We start from the raw sequence: 24,796 nt of genomic DNA on the forward strand, positions 1-24,796 counted from the left end.
GCTGTCGCAACTTAGGCGCCCTTTCTGCAACGCTGGCGATCGGCGAAAGCAGTGCCGACAGCGCCCCTCGCCCGGTTCACGGGGAGAGGATGCCGGCAGGCGGATGAGGGGCAGCGCCGGCATTGACAATTGAGGTTCCCGTCACAGCGCAGCCCCATCAGCCGGCATGAGACCCTTCCGACGCGACCTTGAGCGGCGAGCGGGGATGCAACAGCAGCACAATCGTCAGCAGGCTGCAGGCGATGCCGATGAGGGCGATGAGAATTGCGTCCGACGTCGTCCAGCCTGGCCCTTCGAGCGGCCTGGCGTTGAGCAGGGCGAAGGAATTGTAGCTCTCCTGGTGCGAGATGATCAGGAAGCCGGTCAGATTGTTGCCAAAGTGAGCGCCGAGCGCGGCACCGAGATTGCCAGTTGCGTAGACCAGCAGTGTCAGCAGCAGCGCGAAAGCGGCGATCGAGACCAGCACGCAGGCGTTGATGGCGGCCGAGGAACTCGCGCTCCAGTGCAGCGAGGTGAATAGCAGCCCGGGCAGCAGCGCCCAGATGAACGGGCTCCTGAACCGGTTGGCCAGACCGCGCAGCAGATAGCCGCGAAACAGCACCTCTTCCGACGAGGTTTGCAGCAAGGTGAGCGCTGCGATCGGGATCGCGAACAGCAGCCAGGACGACAGGCTGATCGTGCCCCGTGCGATCCCCGGCGCCAGAAGATAGAGCAGGATCTCGGATACGAGCGAGGTGATCAGCACCGCGACCAGCCCTTTGAGGAAATCCGATCGGGATACGCGGCGGCTGGCGCCGAGGAGTGCCGACAGCGGCTCGCCATGGACCCAGCGCATGGCGACCCACAGGCCGATCCAGATGCCGGCGAAAGAGGCGAGCGCGCTGAGGATGCCGATCGGCGAGGCGAGAAAACCCTCCATGCCGGATGCCGAAGCCGCCGCTGCCTGCCAGGCGAAGTAAACATGGGTGCCGGCCAACAGCACGGCCGCAGTGGTGGCGCCCCAGAGCACGACGACGACCAGCGCTCCCAACAACAGACGCGGCAACGTCGTCCTGGCGTTCGGCGTGTTCCGGTAGCGCTCGAAGGCGGTGTCGTCGATCGTCACGCTCGGTCCCTTGCCCGAAACCATCGGCTGTTGGTCTAGCTGATGGATTCGGGAATCGGAATTGGGAATTCATGCGCAAGCGGCACCCAGCCCTGTTCGGATACCGCGGGATCGGCGATCCAATGTCGGTAGCGGCCGCTTCGGCGACCGCTGCTCCGTATCAACGCACCACGTACATGATGCGCCGCGTGTCCGGATCGACCAGCGTCGGCTGACCGTTCACATAGACATAGCGATAGTTATAGTCTGGAACTTCGCGCAGCTCGACGGTGTCGGGCAGGGTTGCGCCGGTGACCACCTCGCCTTCCAGATAGACGGGGTCGAGACGGTGTGTACGGACATAGGTCCTGACTTCGGCCGGCGGCAGCGGGATGGCATCCACCGGCTCGCCGGCGACAATCGCTCCGGTATACTCGGTCGAGTAGTTGCCGATGTCTTCCGGTGGCGAGACGATCGCGACGCTGGAGCCGTGCGGGCGCTGCGTCAGCACCACCCGGCTGCCGCCGAAATCAGCCGTCACATAGTCGGAATAGACCCAGCCCTGGCCGCCGCCTTCGGCAATCGTGCACCATTTGCTGTTCTCGATGCAGCCGTTGAGCGTTGCTGACTGGCCGGCGGCGAGCACGCCGATGACTGGATATTGCGGGCCAGGGCCGGCACGTACGTTGAGATCGGTGATTGCCGACACGGCGGTATCGGCGAACGCGGCACCCGACATCACGGTCAACATCCCGGCGACTGCGGGAAACAATACGGATTTCATGGTTTGTCTCCGTTTTCATGGTCCCTCGGCGGTGAAAACGGGACAATGGCGCATGCGTTCCGGTTAAAACGCCGGCGCCAACTCACGATTTGTTCTCGCGTCTTGCGGCAAGCCGGTCAGAAGGTCGTGAACGAAGGTCAGCTTTCGCGCTGTCACGTCCGAAATGACGAAGGGGTAGAGATCGGGCAGGCCCATGCAACGGTTGATCGAATTGGAAGCCTCCGACAGCACCAGCCAGCGGGCAAGGACCTTGTCGAAGGGCTCCGGTATGTTCGCAGGCTCCGAGGGCGCCGCCTGCAGCCTGCCGCCGGTGTCGCCCTTCGGCAACTCGTTGGCTTCGACCGTCTCCAGCCGGCCAAGCGGAAAGTTCAGCGCATGGACCATCTCCAGGGTGTCGGTGATGTGCAGATGGTGGGCCCAGGTCTCGGCCCAGTCCTCCCAGGGATGCGAGGTGGCGTAGGCCGAGATGTGGCTTAGCTGCCAGTCGGGAGGTGCGCCGTTGGCGTAGTAAGCCTTCAGCGCCCGTTCGTAATCGGTGCGATCGTCGCCGAACAAGGCGCGGAAAGCGTCAAGCCTTTGCGGATCGTCGCGGATCAGGCGGTCCCAGTAATAATGGCCGAGTTCATGGCGGAAGTGACCGAGCAGGGTTCGATAGTTTTCACCCATCTCGACCCGACGCTTCTCGCGTTCGGCTGAATCGGCCTCGGCGACATTGAGCGTGATCAGGCCATTGTCATGGCCGGTCAGGATGCGTTCGCCGCCAGGGCCGCCGCCGATCGGATCGGCGAGGAAGTCGAAGGCGAGGCCCACCTCGTCCGTGGCGCTCTTCTTGGGCGCCACCGGCAGGCCGAAGGCGAGCAGCGAATAGATGGCGCGCTTCTTTGCCGCCTCGACCCGGATCCAGCGGCGGCGGTTGCCGTCGACCGAGAGATCAGGAATCAACTGGTTCAGCACGCAGGCGCGGCAAAAACCCTGTCCGGGTTCCGCCATCCAGTTGCAGGCGCACTCATCGGCGTTGGTGCAATGGAAGGTGCCGTCCGCGCCCGACAAGGCAAAGCGGGCATGCTCGGGATCGTAGAGGACGAGGCTGTTGCAGTTCAGGCACTGCGCGTTCTCGAAGTAGAGACGGTGGCCGCAATGCGGGCAATCGAAGAGTTTCATGTCGGTCTCGGCGTTGCGGGGAGGAGTGTCGCTTCGAAAACGCGGGCCTTCAAACGTCGTTCCGTGCGGTGACGCCAATCCGCAACACGGCAGATGGATCAGCCAAGTCTCGGCCGCGTTCGCCATAATAATCACTTGATCGTAGGCAAATTCCCCGGCATTCGCCAGCATTGTGGCACAGACGGTGACAAGTGCGCGTTTCGCTGGCAAATTCGCAGATGGGACGTGAATCAGGCAACCAGGAGAAGAACAACATGGCATTTCTTGCCAAGGGTAGGATTTTTGCGGCCACGGTGGTGGCGGTGCTTGGGCTGGCGACGGGCGCGCAGGCTGGGGCCAGCTGCGGCAAGACCGGTGCCGGCTTCGATGCCTGGAAGCCGGAGTTCGCCGCTGAGGCCAAGGCCGAGGGTGTAGGCGCCAGGGGTCTGTCCGCTCTGGCCGGCGCCACCTACGCGACAAGGACGATCTCGGTCGACCGCGGCATTCACAAGGCTTTCAGCGGCTCGGTTGACGCCTTCATGAAGCGCCGTGGCGGGTCCGCGATCATTTCCAAGGGCCGTGTGCTGAAGAAGTCGAACGCGGCGCTGTTCGACCAGATCGAACGGAACTACGGCGTGTCGCCGGGTGTGTTGCTGGCCATCTGGGGCATGGAGACCGGCTTCGGTTCATCCATGGGCAACCAGAATACGGTCTCGGCCATTTTGACGCTTGCCTATGATTGCCGCCGCCCGGAGTTCTTTCACCCGCATGCCATTGCAGCCCTGAAGCTGGTTGATCGCGGCGCTTTGAGCGCTTCGTCGGTCGGCGCCGCGCATGGCGAGATTGGCCATACGCAGTTCCTGCCCGGAAATGTCCTGAAGTATGGCGTGGGCGGCGGAAACCTGCGCGACAAGGCCACTGCGTTGGCGTCCACCGCCAACTTCCTCAAGGCGCATGGCTGGCGGGCCGGTGCGAGCGCTCAGTCCAACATAGGCGCTATTGCCGGCTGGAATGACGCGAGCGTCTACCAGCAGGCCATCGTCCGCATCGCCACGGAGATCGACGCGGATTGATGATTTCCGTTTGACAAGAGCCCGGCCACGCGCCGGGCTTTCTTGTCGATGGAACCGTCACGGACATTCGGGATTGGCTGAAGCCTCCTCAACGTCGTCATCCCTGGGCGAAGCAGGAGCGAAGCTCCGTCGCGGAGACCCTGGGATCCATTCCATGACGTCAGCCGTAGGGTGAGGCGGAGCGGATTCTGCACCGCAGCAGCGCTCGGGAATCCCGGCATGGATCCTGGGGTCTGCGCTGCGTCGCTTCGCTCCTTGCTGCGCCCCAGGATGACGAACCGATGAGCGTTTCCTGCTAATCACCAAGCTGCGGTTAGCCAACGCCCCGGTCAACTCACTTGGCTCAATCGAACCCGGCGTCCGGATTTCCTATTTCACATCGAGCGCGTAGGGCTGCGCATCCAACTTATTTATTACGATTACGTGCCGCCAGTGTGCGCAGCCTGAGCGCGTTGAGGCGGATGAAGCCGGCGGCGTCTTTCTGGTCGTAGGCGCCGCGGTCGTCCTCGAAGGTGACCAGCGCGTCCGAGTAGAGCGTCTTCTTCGACTTGCGGCCGGTGACCATGACATTGCCCTTGTAGAGCTTCAGCCGCACCGTACCCTCGACGTCTTCCTGGCTCTTGTCGATCATCGCCTGCAGCATCAGGCGCTCGGGCGAGAACCAGAAGCCATTGTAGATCAATTCCGCGTAGCGCGGCATGAACTCGTCCTTGAGATGCCCGGCACCGCGGTCGAGCGTGATCGATTCGATGGCGCGGTGCGCTGAAATCAGGATGGTGCCGCCGGGCGTTTCGTAGACGCCGCGCGATTTCATGCCGACGAAGCGGTTCTCGACGAGATCGAGCCGGCCGATGCCATTGTCGCGGCCAAGATCGTTGAGTGCCGCAAGCATCGTCGCCGGCGACAGTTTCTTGCCGTTGAGCGCGATCGGGTCGCCCTTCAGGAACTCGATTTCGATCTCGGTGACCGCGTCCGGCGCGTCCATCGGCGAAACCGTGCGCTGGTGGACGAATTCCGGCGGCTCGCCCCATGGGTCTTCCAGAACCTTGCCCTCGGAAGACGAATGCAGAAGATTGGCATCGACCGAGAACGGCGCGTCGCCTTTCTTGTCCTTCGGCACCGGGATCTGGTGCTGCTCGGCGAAGTTGATCAGATCGGTGCGCGACTTGAACGACCAGTCGCGCCACGGCGCGATGATCTTGATGTCGGGGTTCAACGCATAGGCCGAAAGCTCGAAACGCACCTGGTCGTTGCCCTTGCCGGTGGCGCCATGCGCGATCGCATCGGCGCCCGTCTCCCTGGCGATCTCGACCAGATGCTTGGAGATCAGCGGTCGCGCGATCGACGTGCCGAGCAGGTAGGTGCCCTCATAGACTGCATTGGCGCGGAACATCGGGAAGACGAAGTCGGAGACGAATTCCTCGCGCACGTCGACGATGCGGATGTCCTTGATGCCCATCATCTCGGCCTTCTGGCGCGCCGGCTCGAGCTCGCCGCCCTGGCCGAGATCGGCGGTGAAGGTGACGACTTCAGCCCCGAGTTCGGTCTGCAGCCATTTCAGGATGATGGAGGTGTCGAGGCCGCCGGAATAGGCGAGCACGACCTTCTTGACGTCTTTGGTCTTGGACATTTCTGCTCCGTCGATGGCGGACGCTTGAAACAAGGGCGTCACGGATTGTCGGAGCGCCTTTTAGCAGGAACGGCAAAGCGAGCAAGCACGCGCGGCACCAGATCGCTGATCCAGCGCACGGCAAGGCGGCGCGCTGGAAGACGTTCTGTCGAAAACCGGTTCCCACCCCGGGTCAGGCCCGAGGCATGTTTTTCGGGATCATGTTCTGGGGAAACAACCGGCTACAATCATGGGCTGCATTTATGCCGAGGATTTAAGCAAGTTTTCATGTCCTTCCGCTAAACCAGCGAGACAGAGTTGCATTGGCCGCGACCGGCCGAAGCGGCTTTTGCCCGTTCGTCACGGGCACCCTCGGGCTTGGGTCATTCCTGATGCGCGTTATATCATGCATCGTCACGGAGCATAATCTGTGGCTTGTCCTGCTGGCGGCGCTGATGTGCGTCACCGGCTGCTGGGTGACCATCGGCCTGCTGGACCGCGTCCGCAAAACCGTTGGCGTGCAGATGCGGGGATGGCTGTTCCTGACCGCGGTCGCGGCCGGTTCCTCGATCTGGTGCACGCATTTCATCGCCATGCTGGCCTATCAGCCCGGCGCGCCGATCACCTTCGATCCGGCGCTCACCATGATATCCCTGGTCCTCGCCATCGCCGGAACCGGGGCGGGCTTCGGCCTTGCCCTGGACAAAAGCCGCGGTCTGGCGCCGGAATGGGGAGGGTGCCTCGTCGGACTGGCGATCTCGGCCATGCATTATACCGGCATGATGGCCTATCACGTGGCCGGCATCGTCGAGTGGGACGCTCGTTATGTCGTCGCGTCGCTGCTGATCGCCGTGGCATTCTCCGCCTTGGCGATCGGCCAGGCGATGCGCCGGCCGTACCGCTGGTCTCACTATCTCGGCATCGGGCTGCTGGTGCTGGCGATCGTCGGCCTGCATTTCACGGCGATGGCGGCGGTGGCAGTGACGCCGCTCTCCTTCATCACCACCGGCACCAATCCCGACATTCTCGAAGCCATGGCCGTTGCTGTCGCCGTGGTCGGCCTGATCGTCGCGGCCACCGGCTTCGCCAGCTATCTGATCGACGAACGCGGCCGGCTGGAGAGCTTCGAGCGGCTGCAGCATCTTGCCCTCAACGACGCGCTCACCGGTCTTGCCAACCGGGTCTCCTTCAACGACCGCCTCGACCATGAGATCGAGCGGGAGGATGAGGAGACGATGACCGCCGTCATCGTCATCGATCTCGACCGTTTCAAGGAAATCAACGACCTCAGGGGACACGCGGCCGGCGACCAGGCGCTCAAGATCATTGCCCGCCGGCTGGCGAAGCTGGCCGGAGACGGCGAGTTCGTCGCCCGGCTCGGCGGCGACGAATTTGCCGCCATCAAGCGCTTCAAGGACCAGAACGAGCTGCTCGGCCTGGTGTCGCGGCTGGAAAAATCCTTGTTCCAGCCCTTGCGGATCGATGATTTCGAGATCGTCACCGGTGCCAGCATCGGCGTCGCCGTCCATCCGCGTGACGGGGCCGACCGGGAGAGGCTGGTCAGCAATGCGGACCTGGCCATGTACCGGGCCAAGAACGACGTGACGCGGGCCGTCTGCTTCTACGAATCGGCCATGGACGAGACGGCGCGGGCGCGCCGCGCGCTGGCCACCGACCTTCGCCAGGCGATCGAGCGCGGCGAGCTTTCGCTGCACTATCAGGTGCAGACCTCGGTTCAGACCGGCGCCACTTGCGGCTACGAGGCGTTGCTGCGCTGGACCCATCCCGTGCACGGCATGGTCCCGCCCGCCGAATTCATTCCGATCGCCGAGGAGAACGGCTCGATCCTGGCAATCGGCGAGTGGGTGCTGCGCACCGCATGCCGGCAGGCAGCCTCGTGGGATAATGGCCACAAGATCGCGGTCAATCTGTCGCCGGTGCAGTTCGCCCATGCCGATCTCGCCAAGCTCGTCCACCAGATCCTGGTCGAGACCGGCCTGTCGCCGAGGCGCCTCGAACTCGAGCTGACCGAATCAACGATCGTCGCCGACAAGGTGCGCACCTTGCACGTGCTGCGTCAGATCAAGGCGCTGGGCGTGACGATCGCCATCGACGATTTCGGTACCGGCTATTCCTCACTCGACACGCTGCGCTCGTTCCCGTTCGACAAGATCAAGCTCGACCGCTCTTTCATGGCCGATGTCGAGCGCAGCCCGCAGGCCAAGGCGATCATCCGCGCCGTGCTGACGCTGGGGCGCAGCCTCGATATTCCTGTGCTCGCCGAAGGCGTCGAGACCCATGTCCAGCTCACCATCCTGCAAATCGAGGGCTGCAACGAGGCGCAAGGTTATTTCCTTGGCCGCCCCAAGCCGATCGATCAGATCCTGCTGACCGGAATGGCGGCGGCCGTCGCCCTGGCCGAGATCGACCAGTCGGCGGCTTAACCCCTGCTGCCGGAGGATACGCCAGCCTCGCATCTGGCGCCGGCGCGACGCATCTTGTATAGGCTCCGGGTCTTCCCCGGGGCCTTCCATGTCTTTCATTCCCGATGCCGCCACACTGATCCAGTTCGCCATCGCCACCGTGATCCTGGCGATCACGCCCGGTCCCGACATGACCTTGTTCGTTTCGCGCACGCTGAGCCAGGGGCGCGCCACCGGCTTTGCCTCGATGGCCGGCGCGCTGTGCGGCACGCTGATCCACACCACGCTGGTGGTGGTCGGCGTCTCGGCGCTGATCGTCGCCTCGCCGATGGCTTTCTTCGCCCTCAAGGTCTTTGGCGCCGGCTATCTCGTCTTCCTGGCCTGGCAGGCGATCGCCAAGGGCTCGGCTTTTTCGCCGGAGAAGAAGACAGGACCGCAAATCTCGCTGCTGCGCTGCTGGGCGGCGGGGCTCGGCGTCAACCTGCTCAATCCGAAGATCATCCTGTTCTTCATGACCTTCCTGCCGCAGTTCGTCTCCGCGCACGACCCGAACGCGCCGGGAAAACTGTTTTTCCTTGGGCTGATGTTCATCGTGCTGTCGATCCCGGTGACGGCGCCGATGGTGCTGGCGGCGGAGAAATTCTCCGCGGCGATGAAGGCCAGCCCGCGCGTCACGCGGGTGGTCGATTATCTCTTCGCCGGCGTGTTCTCGGCCTTCGCGCTCAAAATACTGACAGCGCAGGCGAAATAGGGCCGCTATCCCTCGGTTCGGGACCGCGGGCTGGCCTCGCCCTGCCACCAGCTTCCGGCCCAGCGCCCGGCGCTCAGCCAATAGAAGATGCCGCCGACCATGCCGCCGCCGATCACCGCCAGGATGGCGCTGGTGTCGGTGACCGCGAAGGTGGAATCGCGGGCGTGATCGACGAGGCCGAGGAAGACACCCGCCACCACCGCGCCGGCCAGCGCATAGTAGAGCCAGTCGCGCCGGCCGAGGATTTCGGCAGCCAGGATGACGATCACCGAAGGCATGAAGGCGAAATAGGCGACGAACAGGGCGACGAAGGGGATCGAGAAATACAGCGAAGCCGTCGTCGCCGGCTGTGCATGCGCGGGTGAGTAGCCGAGCGAGGCCAGGAACAGGACGTTGAGGAAGGCGCTCGCCGCCAGCGAGGCGACGGCATAGCCGAACAGGATGGTGGCAAGGCGGACGAGATAGGTGACGAGACGGGTCATCGCGGATCTCGCTGTATTCGCTGACCAGACTTGCACCCAGCCAGAAGCCAGTAGACCGAACCCGCGGCCGTGCCGGCCGTGGCCAGAAACCCGAGAAAGCCCGGATTGAAAACGAACCCCCCGGCCGAGCCCGGGATGAAAACACCAAATGCGATCGACGTGATCGCGCCTGTGACGGCAAAGTAGAACCACCCGCGAAGCGACAGCCGTTCGGCGACAAAGATCGCCGGGCCGACGATCAGCAGCGCGCAGATCGCCACGGTCAACACGGCGAGCGGGAAAGAACCCAGCCAGTCGAAGGCGAAGACCATGGACCAGTTGCCGTATTCGATCCCTTCCATAAGAGTGATCAGCAGCACAGGCACCAGGATCGAGGTCAGCACGGCGGCGACATAACCGACTGCTATGATGGCGATGCGCTTGAGCCCGGCGACGAGACGGCTCACGCCTCGCCGTGCCCCGCGATCATCATCGCTTCCAGCGCCAGCCGGTCGACCTTGCGCATGCGCTCCGATTCCGACTTCAGCTGGCCGCAGGCGGCGAGGATGTCGCGGCCGCGCGGCGTGCGGATCGGCGAGGCATAGCCGGCATTGTTGATGTAGTCGGCGAACTTCTCGATCGTCTCCCAGTCCGAGCACTGGTAGTTGGTGCCGGGCCATGGGTTGAACGGGATCAGGTTGATCTTGGCCGGAATGCCCTTGAGCAGCTTGATCAGGCCCTTGGCGTCCTCGATGGAATCGTTGACGTCCTTCAGCATCACATATTCGAAGGTGATGCGCTTGGCGTTCGACAGGCCGGGATAGGCGCGGCAGGCGGCGATCAGTTCCTTCAGCGGGTACTTCTTGTTGATCGGCACCAGCAGATCGCGCAGGTCGTCATTGGTGGCGTGCAGCGAGATCGCCAGCATGACGCCGATCTCCTCGCCGGTGCGGAAGATTTCCGGCACGACGCCGGAGGTCGACAGCGTGATGCGGCGCTTCGACAGCGACAGCCCGTCGCCGTCGGAAGCGATCAGCAGCGCCTTCTTCACCGCCTCGAAATTGTAGAGCGGCTCGCCCATGCCCATCATGACGATGTTGGACACTTTTCTGCCCTCGGCCGGCACGATGGCGCCGTCAGGCGTGTCACGGTCGGGGAAGTCGCCCAGCCGGTCGCGCGCGGTGAGCAGTTGGGCGAGGATTTCCTCAGCGGTGAGGTTGCGCACCAGCTTCTGCGTGCCGGTGTGGCAGAACGAGCAGGTCAGCGTGCAGCCGACCTGCGAGGAGATGCAGAGCGTGCCGCGGCCTTCTTCGGGAATATAGACGGTCTCGATCTCGACCGGCCGGCCGGCGCCGCGCGGCGGAAAGCGGAACAGCCACTTGCGGGTACCGTCCGCGGAGATCTGCTCCTCGACGATTTCGGGCCTTGCAACCGTGAAATGCTTGTACAGTTCGGCGCGCAGATCCTTGGAGATATTGAACATGCCGGCGAAGTCGGAAACGCCGCGCACATACATCCAGTGCCAAAGCTGCTGGGCGCGCATCTTTGCCTGGCGCTCCGGCACGATGCCGGACGCGACGAGCGCCTCGCCGAGTTCGGCGCGCGTCAGGCCGATCAGCGACGGTTTTTCGGCCGGCACGGCGCGGGCGCGCAACGCGTCACGGGCGCCTTCGGCGGTAAGGTCGAATGAAAGGGTCATGGTTGCACAGATATAAGCGGTTTGCGGCCGATTTCACGCATCGTGCCTGATATGAAGCGCGGCGCATAGCACAGGTTGAGCGCGGAGTCATGCCGGATGGACCATAAGCCCTGGGCGCCGACAGTGTTTCGATCGCCTTGTTGTTGGTCGGCGGACCATCTCTGCCCTTGATGCGAGTTCATCTCGGCCAATCAGTTTGACCCATGACAACGGCCCGCTGCGACTGACTGCCAGCCTCAAGCCCCTTCATTCCTCCGCACAGGAACCGATCACATAACCGTGTTGCCGTAACGATTCCCGTCTCGGCCCCGAAATCCAAAGCGGGCAATCATGCCCTTGCAGAACGGGAGTATGCAAAATGAACTCGATCAAGATCGCCCTCCTTGCCGGACTCGTCGGCCTTTCCGCCTCGCAGGCATTTGCTGAAGACGCGATGGGCACGATGACTATGATGAAGGGCGGTCAGGTGACGGCGATCATGCCGGACGGACACATGGGCACCATGACACCGGACGCGAAGATGGGTGCCGAGATGATGAAGATGGCGAAGCCGATCAAGCACTGCATGATGCTGATGACCGACGCCAAGGGCAAGGCGTACATGAGCGACACATCGACCAAGAAAGCCCAGGCGGAATGCGAAAAAATGGCCATGTGAGATCTGAGCCCGCGACTGCTCCCGCCGGCGCAGGAGCCGGCGGGAATATCTTCACGCGTAGCCCTGCCAATCGCTGCATGGGCTCGTGCCCTCTGCAGGAACAACCTCAGCCGGCGAGTTACCCGTTTCCTCGAGGCAGCGCCTTGATCCGACAGGCTTGATCGACGTCATGCCTGTGTTAGGGCTGAGGTTCCGTCGAGAGGACCGACATGGCCGGCATATCGCGAAAATACCCCATGCTGCGGCGTTCGCGCGCGATGTGGGGTTCCCGGCGCGTCTGGCTGCCGCGCCTGGTGTTCTGGGCCGGCGCCGTCGGCATCGGTGTGATCAGTGTGCTGTTCGCGGTGCTGGCCGACAAGGCCCAAGGCCTGTTCCACCTGATGACGGGCGATGGGGGCGGTTGGCGTTTCTATCTGCCGCTCATCGTCACGCCGCTGGGTTTCGTGCTGTGCGCGTGGCTCGCCCATGCCTTCTTTCCCGGCTCGCAAGGCAGCGGCATTCCGCAGGCGATCGCGGCGCGGCATCTGCGCGACGATGACGACCGCGGCCATATCCTGTCGCTCAGGCTGGTGGCGGGCAAGATTGCGCTGACCATCGTCGGCCTGTTCTGCGGCGCCTCGATCGGCCGTGAGGGCCCGACCGTGCAGGTCGGCGCCTCGCTGATGCTGCAGGCGGCGCGCTGGGGCGGCATGGCGCAGGCGCGCGGCCTGATCCTGGCCGGTTCGGCCGCCGGTATCGCGGCGGCCTTCAACACGCCGCTGGCCGGCATCGTCTTCGCCATCGAGGAAATGGGCCGCACCTATGAGGCACGCACCAACGGGCTGGTGCTGACGGCCGTGATCCTGGCCGGCCTCGCCTCGCTTGGCCTGCTTGGCAACTATACCTATTTCGGCGTCTCGAAGGAGACGATCGCGTTTACCACCGACTGGCCCCTGGTGCTTGGCTGCGGCGTCATCGGCGGCGGCTTCGGCGCGCTGTTCTCGCTGCTGGCGTTGAAGATAACGCGGCGGATTCGGCGCTGGCACGCGCACCAGCCCTTGCAGCGCGCTCTGCTGGTGGCCGCCATCTGCGGGCTCGGCGTGGCGGTGATCGGCATCGTGTCGGGCGGGCTGACCTTCGGCACCGGCTATGTGCAGGCGCGGGGCGCCGTCGAAGGTACGCCCTTGCCATGGTTGTTCTTTGCCGAAAAGTTCCTGGCCGGGCTGCTGTCGATGGTGTCGGGCATTCCCGGCGGCATCTTCGCCCCATCGCTGGCGGTCGGCGCCGGCATCGGCAGTTCGCTCGGCCTCGTCTTCGGCGCCAGCACAGGGGCCGCGGCGCTGCTCGGCATGGCCGGCTATTTCGCCGGCGTTGTGCAGGCGCCGATGACGGCCTTCGTCATCATCCTGGAGATGACCGGCAATCACGACAATGTCATCGCCCTGATGCTGGCCTCCATGCTGGGTTATGGCACGGCGCGCATGATCTCGCACGAGCCGCTCTATCACGCGCTGTCGCGGGTCTTCATCGCCGAGGCAATCCGGCGGCGGCGGGCGGAGGCAGCGCCGGAACAACGCCTGGCCTGAAAAGCAAAAGGGCCGGCTCCGCGGGCCGGCCCTTCGTTTTCAAAAGCAAGGTTCGCCTATTTGCACTTGGCGATCGAGGACAGTGCCGCCGAAATGCCCTTCAGCGAGAAGACATAGGAGGTCGGGTTGCCGCGCCCCGACTTCGCCGAAACCTTCATGTCGGTGCCGGTCTTCATGGCGGCGATCAGAACCGGCTCCTCGGCGGCGTTCTCGACCCAGGCCGACTTGCCGCGCGTGAACATCGAGAAAGACTTCTTGTCGATGGTGACGGTGGCCTTCGAACCTTCCTGGAAATTGTAGCCGGCAATGAACTGCGGCTCGTAGGACACCTGCTGGCCGGGCCGCTGGCTGACGAAGAAGAACATGTCACCATGGTCGAGCGTCGGCGGCTGCTTGTCGGTCGGCACGGTCAGCACATAACAGACCTTGCCGCCCGATGCCTGGTAGCTATAGGTGCCCCAGGCATTGTGCTGGCCGATCTTGGTCGCCTGCTGCGCCAGCGCCGGCACTGCCGAGGCCGCCAGGGCCAGACCCGAAACAATAGCTATCAATCCGCGCATCGTCTTTCCCGTATTCCAAATGGTGCGGAGGCGGGCCGCCTGGCGTCCTGCCGTCGCTTCATTTTGATTTAATCTGGGTTACCAAACGGTGAATTTCCCTTGAGAAAAGGACGCTCACCCCAGGAAACCGCCGCCATTCCCGCGCCGCCGCCTTGTCAGCGGCCGGCGCGACGTCCCTTCGGCGACTTGGAGGCCACGAAAGCGGCAAGAGTTTGACTTTTCAAACCAGGTCCCGCAGCAGTCCTGGCTTGCAGGACGGGTGACGAATTTCCCTCCACGCTGTAGAATGGCCGCTTTCGTTCCAGGCGTTCTGGCGCCTCGATGACCTCGCATGGGGTTTCTTCGGTCATGGCCATTTCCGAGACAGTCCTGATCCTGGCGGGCGGAGCGATCGTGCTGTCGATAATATTCGGTATTCGTGTTGCCATGCGGACGTTGGCCGACGGTGCCGCGCCGACGCGGCAATCGGGTGGCGGGGAGGCCGGCACGCCCGACGTGGCCGGGGTCATCGCTCTGCCTCCCTTGATCTTTCTCGGCTTCCTGGTGGCGGCAGCGGTGCTCGAAGCGATCATCCCGCTCCCGTTCATGGCCGGGCAGGCTTCCGCACGCTACATTGGCGGGGCCGTGCTCGCGATGTGCGGCTTCGTCATCATCTTCATGGCGGCGGGGCGCTTCCAAGCCGCCGGCACCAACATTCCGCCGACCCTGCCGACGACGGCGCTGGTCGTCGACGGGATCTACCGGCGAACCAGGAATCCGTTTTATCTGGGAACGACCCTCATCTATCTCGGCCTGGGCGTCGCGGCGGGAAGTTTTTGGGCCATCGGGCTGGTCGTCCCGCTGCTGTGGGTGATCAATACCGGCGTCGTCGCACGCGAGGAGCGCTATCTGGAGCGTAAATTCGGCGATGCGTATCGTTCCTACAAGGGGCGGGTGCGGCGGTGGGTTTGATCCGCCTCGAGGTAGCCCTTGCCTCTCTACACGGCCGCTTCGTTCAGCCCTTGTCGGCAATGGCGTCCCTGGCGGCCTGGCGATGCGCCGGCGTGATGTGGGCACTGACGGCGGTGATCGCGGCGGTCAGCACGGCGATGTCGTCGGTGAAGCCAAGGCCGAAGATGAAGTCGGGGATGAGGTCCACCGGCAGGACGAAATAGCCCAGTGCCGCCACCAATATGCCCTTGGCGCGCAGCGGCGTGTTCTTGTCCATGGCGCAGTAGTAGGCGGCGACGACGTCTTCCATGAACGGGATCTGCCGGGCGGCCTTCTTGGCCGTGCGCCAGAATTTCTCGCGCACTTCGCCCTCGCCGGCCAGCTTGTCGCCAAAGCCGAAGAAATCAAAACCGGATTCTCGCGCCATTAACCTCTCCTCGCGAGGCACATGCGCGTCCTGGCGCCCGCTCGCGGATGAAAATGTGGTGAAAGGTGAACCCGACTGCAAGATGCGCGGCCATTTCCGGTGCTGGAAATCGAAATCGAGCTTTGCAGCACCAAATGGGGGGACGCTCTGCGGGCAGTCGCCCCTCCCTTCGTCATTCTAGGGCGAAGCAAGGAGCGAAGCGACGCGGCGCAGACCCTAGAATCCATGCCGCGACCTAAAAGCGACGCAGCGGTGCCGAATTCTGCTCCGCTGCGGCCTCCACGAAGGTCGCGGCATGGATCCTCGAGTCTGTGCGTCCGCTTCGCTCCCGCTCCGCCCGTGGATGACGAAGCCGGGGTGCGGCACCTACAGCCACGCCCCGACAAAGCGACGCAGCGGTGCCGAATTCTGCTCCGCTGCGGCGTCCACAGACGTCGCGGCATGGATCCTCGGGTCTGCGCGTCCGCTTCGCTCCCGCTCCGCCCGTGGATGACGAAGCCCGAGGTTGCGTCGGCACGCTTCCACCACCTACCCGAAATAGCGGTTCATCTTCTTGGCCAGTTCGATGTCGAGTGCCGTCACGCCGCCGGCATCATGGGTGTTCAAGGTCACGTCGACCGTTTTGTAGACGTTCGACCAGTCGGGATGATGGTCCATCTTCTCCGCGGCTAGCGCGACGCGGGTCATGAAGGCGAAGGCCTCGGAGAAATTCTTGAAGGTGAAGGTGCGGCTGATCGAGCCGCCATCCTGTGCCAGCGCCCAGCCATCGAGGCCGGTCAACGCTGCTTCGGCGGCTTGCCTGTCCAGTTTCTCTCTCGTCATGTCGGTTTCCCGTGCTATTTCGACTGAGACTGTTTGGAAACTCTACTCTGGCGGCCATCTGATGGCGTTTTCTGCGCTTCCCCGTTCTACTGCGTCGCAGTAGAACTGTGCTCAGGACCTAAATGTCCGCTCCGCTCCGGTTCTCGAAACCACCACCATATGACTCGCCAGAGCGAATTTCGAAACAGTCTCTGAAGTCGTCACCATAGCGTCGGATCGATGAACGCGAAGCCCATAAATTCCATTCTTTTCGTCTGCCTCGGCAACATCTGCCGGTCGCCGCTTGCCGAGGGCATCTTTGGCGCTGTCTGGGCGGAGCGTGGTGGGGATCGCGATATGCTGCTCGATTCGGCAGCCACAGGCGGCTGGGAGGTCGGCTCGGCGCCCGACCCGCGCTCGATGGCGATTGCCGTGCATCACGGCATCGACATTTCCGCACAGCGGGCGCGAAAGGTCATGCGGGAGGACTTTTCCCGCTTCGACCTCATTCTCGGCATGGACCGGTCGAATGTCGCCGATCTGAAAGCGCTGGCGCCCGCGGCGATGCGCGACCGGGTGTACCTGTTCCTGGAGTTCGCGCAGGGCAAGGCGCGCGACGTGCCGGATCCCTACTATGACGGGAAGGAGGCCTTCGCCGAGGTCTACCGCATGATCCGTGAAGCGTCGGAGGCGCTGGCGACGCGGCTTGCCGCGCGGGCGTCGGTGCCCGACAGCGACCAGGCCTCCTCGACGATGTAAGGGCCGCCGCCGACCGAATCGCGCGACGACATCAAGACGAAGCGACCGATGCGGAAGGGCAGCGTCGAGAAATTGCCGCGCGCCGACAGATATTGGGCGACATCCAGCGGGCTCGAATTGCGCAGGCGCGCCAGCGTCACATGCGGCATGAACTTGCGCGGATCGGCGGGGATGCCAAGCCGCTGGCAGATGCGCTCGATCTCGCCCTGAAGGGCTGCCAGATCGGGCGAGGCGGATGCGCCGGCCCACACCGCATGCGGCTTTTTCTGGCCGAAAGCACCGACACCCGACAGGGTCAGCGAGAAGGACGGCCGCTGCACGCGGTCGAGCGCGTTGGCGATCTCGTCGGCGACATGGCCCTCGACATCGCCGATGAAGCGCAGCGTCAGATGGTAGTTTTCGACATCGATCCAGCGGGCGCCGGGCAGGCCGCCCCTGAGCAGGGACAGCGAAAGGGCAGCATCACGCGGAATTTCGAGGGCGGTGAAAAGACGCGGCATGAAAAGCCTCCCTTCCTCGAATCGAAACTGTCACCCGTAGCGAATCATCGATAATCAAATGGAGCAAGTGGTTTGTTGGTCGCAGGTCTTAACTAAAGTTTCCGTAACGGAAGTTGTTCCAGTCCCCTCACGAAGCTTTCGGCACTGCCGCGATGGCCTTCTCGACCGTCGGCAGGATGCGCTCGACCATCCGGTCGACGCCCCTGACGTTCGGATGCAAGCCATCCTCGAGCTGCAGGCCGGGCTGGCCGGCGACGCCTTCGAGGAAGAACGGATAGAGCGCGACATCGTATTTCTTCGCCAGGTCCGGGAAGATGGCGTCGAAGGCGGCCTGGTAATCGGCGCCGAGATTGGGCGCGGCGCGCATGCCGGCGACCAGGACGGGGATCTTGCGCTGTTTAAGCTTGCCCAGCATCTCGTCGAGGTTCTTCCTGGTGATGTCGGGTGCGATGCCGCGCAGCATGTCGTTGGCGCCAAGTTCGAGGATGACCAACTGCGTGCCGTCCGGCACCGACCAGTCGAGCCGGGCCAGGCCGCCGCTGGTGGTGTCGCCGGAGACGCCGGCATCGGCGACGGTCACGTCATGGCCTTTGGCACGAAGTGCGGCCTGGAGCTTGTCGGTGAACCCCTGATCGGGTCCAAGGCCGAAGCCCGCCATCAGGCTGTCACCGAAGCCGACGATCTTGAAGGGCTCGGCCCGCGACGACGAAATGGCGCCGCAAATGGCGAGGAAAAGGATCAGGCCTGCGGCGATCGGACGTTTGAAAGACATGCGGCAGGCCCCATATGACAAGAAATTCTTCCGGCGAGGGCTTGCGAGAAGCAGAGCCTCCAAAGTTCCATATAGGATACATTCATTTTGACAGAAGCCGTCATCGCGCTGAAAGACGTATCGCTGACGCTCGGCGAAGGCGCTTCATCCGTCCACGTGCTGAAGGGCGTCAGCCTTGAGGTGGCGCGTGGCGAGGCGACCGGCATAGTCGGCCCTTCGGGGTCCGGCAAGTCGACATTGCTGATGGTGCTGGCCGGCCTGGAGGGGGTCGATTCGGGTACGGTACGAATAGCCGGCGAGCTGCTCAACGGCAAAAGTGAGGATCAGGTGGCTTCGTTTCGTGGCCGAAACATTGGCATCGTGTTCCAGTCCTTTCACCTCATCCCCAATATGACGGCGCTGGAAAACGTCGCGGTGCCGCTGGAGCTGGCCGGCCACGCCGATCCGTTTTCGGTGGCCGAACGGGAGCTGGCGGCGGTGGGTCTCTCCGACCGCGTCACCCACTATCCCGGCGAACTCTCCGGCGGTGAACAGCAGCGCGTGGCCATCGCCCGGGCGCTGGCGCCGTCGCCGCGCATTTTGATCGCCGACGAGCCGACAGGCAATCTCGACCAGGCGACGGGGCGGCAGGTCGCCGATCTCCTGTTCGCCAAGGCGGCCGAGCGCGGCATGACGCTGGTGCTGGTCACCCATGATCCGGCACTCGCGGCGCGCTGCTCGCGTCAGGTCTCGATGCGCTCCGGCCGGATCGAGGCGCCGGACCCGGTCAAGGTCATCGCCTGATGCCCCTGGCCCGGACGCTGAAGCTTGCGGTCCGCTTCTCGCTGCGCGAGATGCGTGGCGGCCTGTCCGGCTTCCTGATCTTCCTCGCCTGTATCGCGCTTGGTGTCGCGGCGATCGGCGGCGTCAATTCGGTGGCCCGCTCGATCAGTGCCGGTGTCGCCAGCCAGGGCCAGACGCTGCTCGGCGGCGACCTTCGCTTCCAGATCAACCAGCGTGACGCCAGCCAGGCCGAGCGCGGCTTCCTCAACGGGCTGGGCGTCATTTCGCGCGCCGCCAGCATGCGCTCGATGGCGCGCCTGGCCGACGGCTCGGACCAGGCGCTGGTCGAGGCCAAGGCGGTCGACGAGGCCTATCCGCTCTATGGCGTGCTGGAAACCGAGCCGGCGCTGACAAAGCAGGAATTGTTCGGCGAGCAATCCGGCGTCTTCGGCGCGGCGGCACCGGATCTGCTGTTCGAACGCCTGCATCTCAAGCTCGGCGATCGGCTGAAGCTCGGCACCGCCACCTTCGAACTGCGCGCCAGGCTGGTCAACGAGCCCGATGCCGTGTCCGACGGTTTCGGCTTCGCGCCAAGGCTGATGATCTCGACCGAGGGCCTTGCTGCCACCGGCCTGGTCCAGCCGGGCAGCCTGGTCGAAAATGCCTACAAGATCCGGCTGCCCGCCAACGCCGACGAGGCGCGGCTGAAGGCCATCCAGGACGAGGCGGCCAGGGATTTTCCCGAGGCTGGCTGGTCGATACGCACGCGAAGCAATGCCGCACCCGCGCTGTCCTCCAACATCGAACGCTTCTCGCAGTTCCTGACGCTGGTAGGGCTGACGGCGCTGGTGGTCGGCGGCGTCGGCGTGGCCAATGCGGTGCGCGCCTATCTCGACGGCAAGCGCGGCGTCATCGCCACCTTCAAGAGCCTGGGCGCTTCCGGCGGCTTCGTCTTTACCGTCTATCTCGTGCAGATCCTGATCATCGCCGCCCTTGGCATCGTGCTCGGCCTCCTGCTCGGGGCGCTGATGCCGTTCGTGGCGAGTGCGGCACTTCAGTCCGTCATTCCGGTGCCGGCGCAAGGCGGCTTCTATCCCGGCGCGCTCGCCATGGCGGCGCTGTTCGGTTTGCTGGTGACGCTTGCCTTCGCGCTGCTGCCGCTCGGCCGCGCCCGCGACGTGCCGGCGACAGCGCTGTTCCGGGAAATGGGCCTGGAAGGCCGCGGCTTTCCGCGTCCGATCTATATCGCCTCGGCCCTCGGCATCGCGCTGCTGCTGGCGGCGCTCGCCATCCTGTTTTCCGGCGACCAGCGCATCGCCTCGATCTTCGTCGGCGCCACCATCTTCGCCTTCCTGGTGCTGCGCCTCGTCGGCGCGCTGGTGCAATGGGCGGCGAGGAAGAGCCCGCGTGTGCGCTTTGTGGCGCTCAGACTTGCAATCGGCAACATCCATCGGCCCGGCGCCTTGACGCCATCGGTGGTGCTGTCGCTTGGGCTCGGGCTGACGCTGCTGGTGACGCTGGCGCTGATCGACGGCAATCTGCGGCGGCAGATCTCCGGCGGCCTGGCGGAGCAGGCGCCGAACTTCTTCTTCGTCGACATCCAGAGCAGCGATGTCGATGCGTTCTCCACGTTGATCGGCAGGCAAGCGCCTTCGGGGACACTGGCCAAGGTGCCGATGCTGCGCGGGCGGGTGATGGCGCTCAACGGCATCGATGTCGACAAGGTCAAGGTGCCGGCGGAGGGCGCCTGGGTGCTGAAAGGCGATCGCGGCCTGACCTATGACGCGAAGCAGCCGGAAAACGCGACGCTGACCGAGGGCAGCTGGTGGCCGGAAACTTATTCCGGCGAACCGCTGGTCTCGTTTTCGGCCAGGGAAGGCAAGGAAATCGGGTTGAAGCTCGGCGACACCGTCACCGTCAATGTGCTCGGCCGCAATGTGACGGCCAGGATCGCCAGTTTCCGCCAGGTCGAGTGGGAAACGATGGGCATCAATTTCGTCATGGTGTTCTCGCCCAACACATTTGCCGGCGCGCCGCATGGCTGGATGGCGACCCTGACCGAAAAGAACGCCTCGACGGCCGACGACGCGCGCATCCTCAATGCCGTCACCCGCGCCTTCCCGGCGGTGACGACCGTGCGCGTCAAGGACGCGCTCGAGATCGTCAACCGGCTGGTCGGCCAGCTCGGCACGGCGATCCGCGCCGCGGCCGGGGTGGCGCTGATCGCCTCGGTGCTGGTGCTGGCCGGCGCGCTTGCCGCCGGCAACCGGGCGCGCATCCATGATGCGGTGGTGCTGAAGACGTTGGGCGCGACGCGGACGACGCTGATATCAGCCTTCTCGCTCGAATACATGCTGATCGGGCTCGCCACCGCGATCTTTGCGCTGGCCGCCGGCAGCGCCGCCGCCTGGTTCGTGGTCGCGCGCATCATGACATTGCCATCGCATTTCATGCCCGAGGTGGCGGTTGCGACCATTCTGTTTTCGCTCGTCATCACCGTCGGCATAGGTCTCGCCGGCACCTGGCGGGTGCTCGGCCACAAGGCTGCGCCGGTGTTGCGCAACCTGTGATGCCTGGTCCCGGGCAAGCATCTCGGATTAAATCTTGGTAAGGATGCGGTTCGCAAAAGCCGGGGAATCGGCATTTCGGTCTCTCACGAACCGTTACATCCGGTTACGGTCTTGTTCTTGACGCGAATAACCATCATATTTCGCCACAGGCATGCTGGAGCCCTGCCAGCGGCGCCTGGGTCCGGGTGGACCCGACACCGGACGGGGCAGAAGCAATAGAGGACTACAATGGCTGATCCCATTCGCAACTTCCAGACGCGCGCCGTGCCCGGCGCCGCCGTCGACATCGATCAGGGCCTGCGCGCCTATATGGTCAAGGTCTACAATCTGATGGGGCTTGGCCTCCTCATCACCGGCCTTGCCGCCGTCGGCACGATCATGCTGGCCACCACAACCGATCCGGCCTCGGCGGTCGCAACGCTGCCGAGCGGCGAGATGCTGACCTCCTTCGGCTACGCCATCTTCGGTTCGCCGCTGCGCTGGGTGGTGATGCTGGCGCCGCTGGCCGCCGTGTTCTTCCTGTCGTTCCGCGTCCAGTCGATGAGCGTTTCGGCGGCGCAGACGACATTCTGGATCTATGCCGGCCTCGTCGGTCTGTCGCTGTCGTCGATCTTCCTGGTCTACACCACGGCCAGCATTTCGCAGACCTTCTTCGCTACCGCCGCCGCCTTCGGTGCGCTGTCGCTCTACGGCTACACGACCAAGCGCGACCTGACGGCGATGGGCTCGTTCCTGATCATGGGCGTGTTCGGCTTGATCATCGCCATGGTGATCAACATCTTCCTGCAGTCGTCGGCGCTGTCCTTCGCCGTTTCGGCGATCGGCGTGCTGATTTTCGCCGGCCTCACCGCCTACGACACGCAGAACATCAAGGAGATGTATTTCGAGGGCGACGCTTCGGATGTCGCCGGCCGCAAGGCCATCATGGGTGCCCTGAGGCTCTATCTCGACTTCATCAACCTGTTCATGTTCCTGCTGCAGTTCATGGGCGACCGCCGCTAATCATGATCTGAGCTGGACCATAGAGTTTGGAAAGGGCGGCCCAACGGCCGCCCTTTTCTTTTGCGCCGGCCTTTGCTGTTATCGAAGGCAGATGAAAGGCCTTGCATAGAGAATGAGCAATATCGTGATTCGAACGGCGGCCTCGGCCGACCTCGACGCCATCACCGAAATCTATGCCGACGCGGTGACAAACGGTACGTCGAGCTACGAACTGAAGCCGCCCGGCCGCGCCGAGATGGGCGCGCGATTCGACGCGCTTGCGGCCGGCCGCTTTCCCTATTTGGTGGCCGAAAAGAACGGCACCGTGCTCGGCTATGCCTATGCCGGCGCCTTCCGGCCGCGCCCGGCCTACCGCTTCATCGTCGAGGATTCGGTCTATGTCGCGCCTGAAGCCAAGGGCCAGGGCGTCGGCCGCAAGCTGATGCAAAGCCTGGTCGCGGCGGTCGAGGCGGCGGGCTTCCGCCAGATCATCGCGGTTATCGGCGACGGCCACCCCGACAGCGCCTCAGTGAAGCTGCACGAAAAGCTCGGCTTCCGCCATTCCGGCCGCCTGGAGGGCTCCGGCTACAAGCACGGGCGCTGGCTGGACACGGTGTTCATGCAGCTGTCCCTGAATGGCGGCGCGTCGCTCCCGCCCGATCCGGACTCCCTGCCGGAGCGGAGGTTCCGGGAGAGCTCAGAGGGAAATGAGGAACTGAGGAATTGAGGAATTGAAGAACAAAGAAGAGGCGGTTCATCAGGCGGTGAGTGCCCTTTTCCTCAATTCTCCAATTCCTCAGTTCCCCGATCCCCAGCTCAGGCGTCAACCAGCTTCAGCTTGCTGTCGAAGACGCCAAGCACGCGGCCAAGTTCCTGGCCGCGCTTGAGGATGCGCCCGCCGGCAGCGATGACGGCGAAGGCGCCCTGTCTGCGCGCCAGTTTCGGGTCCTTGACGATCTGGAACAGCGGCACTTCGCTGGCGCGGCGGAAGACGGAAAATACCGCCCTGTCGGTCAGGTGATCGATGGCGTAGTCGCGCCATTCATTGGCGGCGACCATGCGTCCGTAGAGCCTGAGGATCTGGTCCAGTTCGCGCCGGTCGAAACGCACCGGCTGGTCGAGGCGCTCGCGTCGCGCCTCGTGCAGCGGGATCAATATTGCGGATGCGTCACCATCCCCCGTCCCGCCGCTGTCATCAGTCATGCCTCGATCCTTCAAATGAATCTTTGCCAACCAAAGTTGGCCCCTTCGCGCTGCAATTGCAAGAGCCGGCGAAGCGACAGCGGCGATGCGCCGTTTCGGTCACGTCCAGTCACGTTTGCGAACCGCATGTTGGAATTGGTGATGCTTCGCCACATTTCTGCCTTTTTTTATCCGCGCTCATGCCCCAATGTCCGACGAATTTACCGGCGTTGCCTGAGACGGTTCGGTCCGGCACCGGCTCGTAAACCCCAAGCCCCCCGCCCACGGGTCTGCGTCGGATCGAACCAACCTCGGTTTTTCCTTGGAAAAATCGGGTGCGACGATCCCAAAACCTAAATGGCCGGCGTCAGAAGCAAGCTGACGTCGGTTTTTTATTGGCTGATGCGCCAGCTTCTTCCTTCTCCACAGGGGAGAAGGGAAAGAGTTACGGCTTGTGAATAAAGGCGGCGCCGAGGATGGGGCCGGGCATGCCGTCCTTGCCGGTCGACTGCAGCAGCACGGCGCAGCCGCCCTTCTTGGTGATCTCGCTCATCGGCAATTCATAGCGTTGCGCCTTGCCGTGCCACATGCCGGCGGTCTGGATGCCGGTGACGGCGTTCCAGTAGGTCATCTTGCGGCCGGAGTTCTCGCCCTGGGCGATCTTGATCGTCTGCGGCGGCTCGAAATAGACGATGACGACATGGGCATCGCTGGGACCGGCGCCGGCATCGCCGGCATCGATGATGACGCGGTCGCTGGTGCGGCTGACCTTGACGGACACACGCATGCCTTCGCCCGATCTCGCCATGCGGGCGAGCGCGCCGTCGACCTCGGTGCGATTGGCGCCGTTGACATGCACGCGGCCATTGAGGACCGCCTGCGGCGTATAAACGGAGCGGCTGCCGAAGGCGCGCATGTAGTCATATTGGCGCTCGGTGTTTTCCTTGCGGCTCAGCGTGTCCTTCCAGCCGAGATAGTCCCAATAGTCGACGTGATAGGAGAGCGCGACGAGGTCTTCCTTGGTGGCAAGTTCGGCAAAGAATGCATCGGCCGGCGGACAGGAACTGCAGCCCTGGCTGGTGAACAGTTCGACCACGCCGAGCGGCTTGTCGGGCTGGGGTTTTTCGGCCTGCATCTTCTCGGACTCGCCGGCATGGCCAGCGCCGGCAAACGCCGAGAAGGCCAGCGCAAAGGCTGCCAGCCACAGTGATCTTCGCGAGGCCATGACCATTCCAATTCCCGCCGGTGATGCCGGCTTTGTTCTGATTTGCTGAAATATGTGGCAGAAGCGGAAGTCAACGGGAA

Annotated in this window: 25 protein-coding genes; 11 read left to right on the forward strand and 14 right to left on the reverse strand. The window is 63.9% G+C overall.

The genetic code is table 11. The features are described from left to right. Positions 1–157: 157 nt before the first annotated feature. The 3 genes from JT360_RS29815 to JT360_RS29825 all read right to left on the reverse strand — a co-directional run bounded on the left by JT360_RS29815 (position 158) and on the right by JT360_RS29825 (position 3,029). The gene (locus JT360_RS29815; RefSeq protein WP_214476461.1) at positions 158–1,105 is read right to left on the reverse strand and encodes a CPBP family intramembrane glutamic endopeptidase; all 948 of its coding nucleotides are present in this window, start codon (positions 1,103–1,105) and stop codon (positions 158–160) included. Between the two features lie 160 nt (positions 1,106–1,265). Beyond that, the gene (locus tag JT360_RS29820) at positions 1,266–1,868 is read right to left on the reverse strand and encodes a DUF1236 domain-containing protein (RefSeq protein ID WP_214476471.1); all 603 of its coding nucleotides are present in this window, start codon (positions 1,866–1,868) and stop codon (positions 1,266–1,268) included. A gap of 63 nt (positions 1,869–1,931) precedes the next feature. Beyond that, positions 1,932–3,029 (reverse strand): zinc-binding metallopeptidase family protein, encoded by a 1,098-nt coding sequence (locus JT360_RS29825; protein ID WP_214476473.1) that lies wholly within the window; start codon positions 3,027–3,029, stop codon positions 1,932–1,934. A 254-nt stretch (positions 3,030–3,283) separates the two neighbouring features. Here JT360_RS29825 and JT360_RS29830 point away from each other — a divergent pair, with 254 nt between their 5' ends. After that, entirely contained in the window at positions 3,284–4,081 is a 798-nt protein-coding gene (locus tag JT360_RS29830; protein ID WP_214476475.1) for a lytic murein transglycosylase, read from the forward strand. Between the two features lie 406 nt (positions 4,082–4,487). Here JT360_RS29830 and JT360_RS29835 read toward each other — a convergent pair whose 3' ends face one another. Beyond that, a complete protein-coding gene (locus JT360_RS29835) occupies positions 4,488–5,711 on the reverse strand; it encodes an argininosuccinate synthase (RefSeq protein WP_214476477.1) in 1,224 nt (407 codons plus the stop codon). Positions 5,712–6,082: 371 nt separating this feature from the next. Between JT360_RS29835 and JT360_RS29840 the strand changes: the two genes are divergently transcribed. Together JT360_RS29840 and JT360_RS29845 are read left to right on the forward strand one after the other, a co-directional pair. Then, positions 6,083–8,134: a putative bifunctional diguanylate cyclase/phosphodiesterase gene (locus JT360_RS29840; protein ID WP_214476479.1), complete on the forward strand. Its 2,052-nt coding sequence runs from the start codon at positions 6,083–6,085 to the stop codon at positions 8,132–8,134. Positions 8,135–8,222: 88 nt separating this feature from the next. Beyond that, positions 8,223–8,864, forward strand: coding sequence for a LysE family translocator (locus JT360_RS29845; protein ID WP_214476481.1), 642 nt, complete (start codon positions 8,223–8,225; stop codon positions 8,862–8,864). Between the two features lie 5 nt (positions 8,865–8,869). Here the strand turns inward: JT360_RS29845 and JT360_RS29850 are convergent, their stop codons facing one another. From JT360_RS29850 to rlmN, 3 genes are read right to left on the reverse strand one after another with little or no spacing between them, the layout of a single operon-like run. Next, positions 8,870–9,346: a hypothetical protein gene (locus tag JT360_RS29850; RefSeq protein WP_214476483.1), complete on the reverse strand. Its 477-nt coding sequence runs from the start codon at positions 9,344–9,346 to the stop codon at positions 8,870–8,872. Further along, positions 9,343–9,792, reverse strand: coding sequence for a hypothetical protein (locus JT360_RS29855; protein WP_214476486.1), 450 nt, complete (start codon positions 9,790–9,792; stop codon positions 9,343–9,345). Before JT360_RS29855 ends, JT360_RS29850 begins: the two co-directional genes overlap by 4 nt. Then, complete coding sequence (gene rlmN, locus JT360_RS29860) at positions 9,789–11,024, reverse strand: dual-specificity RNA methyltransferase RlmN (RefSeq protein WP_214476488.1); 1,236 nt, start codon at positions 11,022–11,024, stop codon at positions 9,789–9,791. Before rlmN ends, JT360_RS29855 begins: the two co-directional genes overlap by 4 nt. Positions 11,025–11,382: 358 nt before the next feature. Between rlmN and JT360_RS29865 the strand changes: the two genes are divergently transcribed. Together JT360_RS29865 and JT360_RS29870 are read left to right on the forward strand one after the other, a co-directional pair. Continuing rightward, entirely contained in the window at positions 11,383–11,682 is a 300-nt protein-coding gene (locus JT360_RS29865) for a hypothetical protein (RefSeq protein WP_214476490.1), read from the forward strand. Positions 11,683–11,891: 209 nt separating this feature from the next. Further along, entirely contained in the window at positions 11,892–13,247 is a 1,356-nt protein-coding gene (locus tag JT360_RS29870; protein ID WP_214476491.1) for a chloride channel protein, read from the forward strand. A gap of 56 nt (positions 13,248–13,303) precedes the next feature. On the opposite strand, the gene JT360_RS29875 is transcribed toward JT360_RS29870, so the two are convergent. Next, entirely contained in the window at positions 13,304–13,807 is a 504-nt protein-coding gene (locus tag JT360_RS29875) for an invasion associated locus B family protein (protein WP_214476493.1), read from the reverse strand. 348 nt (positions 13,808–14,155) lie between these two features. Here JT360_RS29875 and JT360_RS29880 point away from each other — a divergent pair, with 348 nt between their 5' ends. Beyond that, positions 14,156–14,758 (forward strand): methyltransferase family protein, encoded by a 603-nt coding sequence (locus JT360_RS29880; RefSeq protein ID WP_250889167.1) that lies wholly within the window; start codon positions 14,156–14,158, stop codon positions 14,756–14,758. 43 nt (positions 14,759–14,801) lie between these two features. Here JT360_RS29880 and JT360_RS29885 read toward each other — a convergent pair whose 3' ends face one another. Together JT360_RS29885 and JT360_RS29890 are read right to left on the reverse strand one after the other, a co-directional pair. After that, positions 14,802–15,164 (reverse strand): YkvA family protein, encoded by a 363-nt coding sequence (locus JT360_RS29885; protein ID WP_214476495.1) that lies wholly within the window; start codon positions 15,162–15,164, stop codon positions 14,802–14,804. 528 nt (positions 15,165–15,692) lie between these two features. Continuing rightward, positions 15,693–15,986 carry a 4a-hydroxytetrahydrobiopterin dehydratase gene (locus tag JT360_RS29890; RefSeq protein ID WP_214476497.1) on the reverse strand — a complete coding sequence of 98 codons (294 nt, stop codon included), beginning with the start codon at positions 15,984–15,986 and terminating at the stop codon, positions 15,693–15,695. Positions 15,987–16,205: 219 nt separating this feature from the next. On the opposite strand from JT360_RS29890, the gene JT360_RS29895 reads away from it, so the two are divergent. Further along, positions 16,206–16,724, forward strand: a complete 519-nt coding sequence (locus JT360_RS29895) for a low molecular weight protein-tyrosine-phosphatase (RefSeq protein WP_214476499.1) — start codon at positions 16,206–16,208, stop codon at positions 16,722–16,724. Here JT360_RS29895 and thpR read toward each other — a convergent pair. Further along, positions 16,628–17,224 (reverse strand): RNA 2',3'-cyclic phosphodiesterase, encoded by a 597-nt coding sequence (thpR, locus tag JT360_RS29900; RefSeq protein ID WP_214476501.1) that lies wholly within the window; start codon positions 17,222–17,224, stop codon positions 16,628–16,630. The two genes, JT360_RS29895 and thpR, sit on opposite strands and share 97 nt — an antisense overlap. Before the next feature lie 127 nt (positions 17,225–17,351). Further along, complete coding sequence (locus tag JT360_RS29905; protein WP_214476502.1) at positions 17,352–17,996, reverse strand: arylesterase; 645 nt, start codon at positions 17,994–17,996, stop codon at positions 17,352–17,354. Between the two features lie 87 nt (positions 17,997–18,083). Here JT360_RS29905 and JT360_RS29910 point away from each other — a divergent pair, with 87 nt between their 5' ends. The 4 genes from JT360_RS29910 to JT360_RS29925 all read left to right on the forward strand — a co-directional run bounded on the left by JT360_RS29910 (position 18,084) and on the right by JT360_RS29925 (position 23,036). Beyond that, complete coding sequence (locus JT360_RS29910; RefSeq protein WP_214476504.1) at positions 18,084–18,779, forward strand: ABC transporter ATP-binding protein; 696 nt, start codon at positions 18,084–18,086, stop codon at positions 18,777–18,779. Further along, the gene (locus JT360_RS29915) at positions 18,779–21,328 is read left to right on the forward strand and encodes an ABC transporter permease (protein ID WP_214476506.1); all 2,550 of its coding nucleotides are present in this window, start codon (positions 18,779–18,781) and stop codon (positions 21,326–21,328) included. Before JT360_RS29910 ends, JT360_RS29915 begins: the two co-directional genes overlap by 1 nt. A 228-nt stretch (positions 21,329–21,556) precedes the next feature. Then, positions 21,557–22,330, forward strand: coding sequence for a Bax inhibitor-1/YccA family protein (locus tag JT360_RS29920; RefSeq protein WP_214476508.1), 774 nt, complete (start codon positions 21,557–21,559; stop codon positions 22,328–22,330). Between the two features lie 112 nt (positions 22,331–22,442). Next, on the forward strand, positions 22,443–23,036 hold the full coding sequence (locus tag JT360_RS29925) for a GNAT family N-acetyltransferase (protein WP_214476510.1): 594 nt from the start codon (positions 22,443–22,445) through the stop codon (positions 23,034–23,036). A gap of 89 nt (positions 23,037–23,125) precedes the next feature. Here the strand turns inward: JT360_RS29925 and JT360_RS29930 are convergent, their stop codons facing one another. Next, positions 23,126–23,512, reverse strand: coding sequence for a DUF2794 domain-containing protein (locus JT360_RS29930; protein ID WP_214476512.1), 387 nt, complete (start codon positions 23,510–23,512; stop codon positions 23,126–23,128). A 424-nt stretch (positions 23,513–23,936) separates the two neighbouring features. Continuing rightward, a complete protein-coding gene (locus JT360_RS29935; protein WP_214476513.1) occupies positions 23,937–24,722 on the reverse strand; it encodes a DUF1223 domain-containing protein in 786 nt (261 codons plus the stop codon). Positions 24,723–24,796: the final 74 nt, after the last annotated feature.

Origin of the sequence: Mesorhizobium sp. dw_380, assembly GCF_018588885.1 — a bacterium.
Taxonomy (GTDB): domain Bacteria; phylum Pseudomonadota; class Alphaproteobacteria; order Rhizobiales; family Rhizobiaceae; genus Mesorhizobium.

Bases quoted from the DNA above. Each gene is read 5' to 3' on its own strand.
- JT360_RS29885 (WP_214476495.1), bottom strand. From the start codon at position 15,164: ATGGCGCGAGAATCCGGTTTTGATTTCTTCGGCTTTGGCGACAAGCTG.
- JT360_RS29830 (WP_214476475.1), top strand. From the start codon at position 3,284: ATGGCATTTCTTGCCAAGGGTAGGATTTTTGCGGCCACGGTGGTGGCG.
- JT360_RS29865 (WP_214476490.1), top strand. From the start codon at position 11,383: ATGAACTCGATCAAGATCGCCCTCCTTGCCGGACTCGTCGGCCTTTCC.
- JT360_RS29915 (WP_214476506.1), top strand. From the start codon at position 18,779: ATGCCCCTGGCCCGGACGCTGAAGCTTGCGGTCCGCTTCTCGCTGCGC.
- JT360_RS29930 (WP_214476512.1), bottom strand. From the start codon at position 23,512: ATGACTGATGACAGCGGCGGGACGGGGGATGGTGACGCATCCGCAATA.
- JT360_RS29920 (WP_214476508.1), top strand. From the start codon at position 21,557: ATGGCTGATCCCATTCGCAACTTCCAGACGCGCGCCGTGCCCGGCGCC.
- JT360_RS29845 (WP_214476481.1), top strand. From the start codon at position 8,223: ATGTCTTTCATTCCCGATGCCGCCACACTGATCCAGTTCGCCATCGCC.
- JT360_RS29905 (WP_214476502.1), bottom strand. From the start codon at position 17,996: ATGTCTTTCAAACGTCCGATCGCCGCAGGCCTGATCCTTTTCCTCGCC.
- JT360_RS29935 (WP_214476513.1), bottom strand. From the start codon at position 24,722: ATGGTCATGGCCTCGCGAAGATCACTGTGGCTGGCAGCCTTTGCGCTG.
- thpR (WP_214476501.1), bottom strand. From the start codon at position 17,224: ATGCCGCGTCTTTTCACCGCCCTCGAAATTCCGCGTGATGCTGCCCTT.
- JT360_RS29840 (WP_214476479.1), top strand. From the start codon at position 6,083: ATGCGCGTTATATCATGCATCGTCACGGAGCATAATCTGTGGCTTGTC.
- JT360_RS29835 (WP_214476477.1), bottom strand. From the start codon at position 5,711: ATGTCCAAGACCAAAGACGTCAAGAAGGTCGTGCTCGCCTATTCCGGC.
- JT360_RS29890 (WP_214476497.1), bottom strand. From the start codon at position 15,986: ATGACGAGAGAGAAACTGGACAGGCAAGCCGCCGAAGCAGCGTTGACC.
- JT360_RS29875 (WP_214476493.1), bottom strand. From the start codon at position 13,807: ATGCGCGGATTGATAGCTATTGTTTCGGGTCTGGCCCTGGCGGCCTCG.
- JT360_RS29880 (WP_250889167.1), top strand. From the start codon at position 14,156: ATGGCCATTTCCGAGACAGTCCTGATCCTGGCGGGCGGAGCGATCGTG.
- JT360_RS29925 (WP_214476510.1), top strand. From the start codon at position 22,443: ATGAGCAATATCGTGATTCGAACGGCGGCCTCGGCCGACCTCGACGCC.
- JT360_RS29825 (WP_214476473.1), bottom strand. From the start codon at position 3,029: ATGAAACTCTTCGATTGCCCGCATTGCGGCCACCGTCTCTACTTCGAG.
- JT360_RS29850 (WP_214476483.1), bottom strand. From the start codon at position 9,346: ATGACCCGTCTCGTCACCTATCTCGTCCGCCTTGCCACCATCCTGTTC.
- JT360_RS29820 (WP_214476471.1), bottom strand. From the start codon at position 1,868: ATGAAATCCGTATTGTTTCCCGCAGTCGCCGGGATGTTGACCGTGATG.
- rlmN (WP_214476488.1), bottom strand. From the start codon at position 11,024: ATGACCCTTTCATTCGACCTTACCGCCGAAGGCGCCCGTGACGCGTTG.
- JT360_RS29870 (WP_214476491.1), top strand. From the start codon at position 11,892: ATGGCCGGCATATCGCGAAAATACCCCATGCTGCGGCGTTCGCGCGCG.
- JT360_RS29895 (WP_214476499.1), top strand. From the start codon at position 16,206: ATGAACGCGAAGCCCATAAATTCCATTCTTTTCGTCTGCCTCGGCAAC.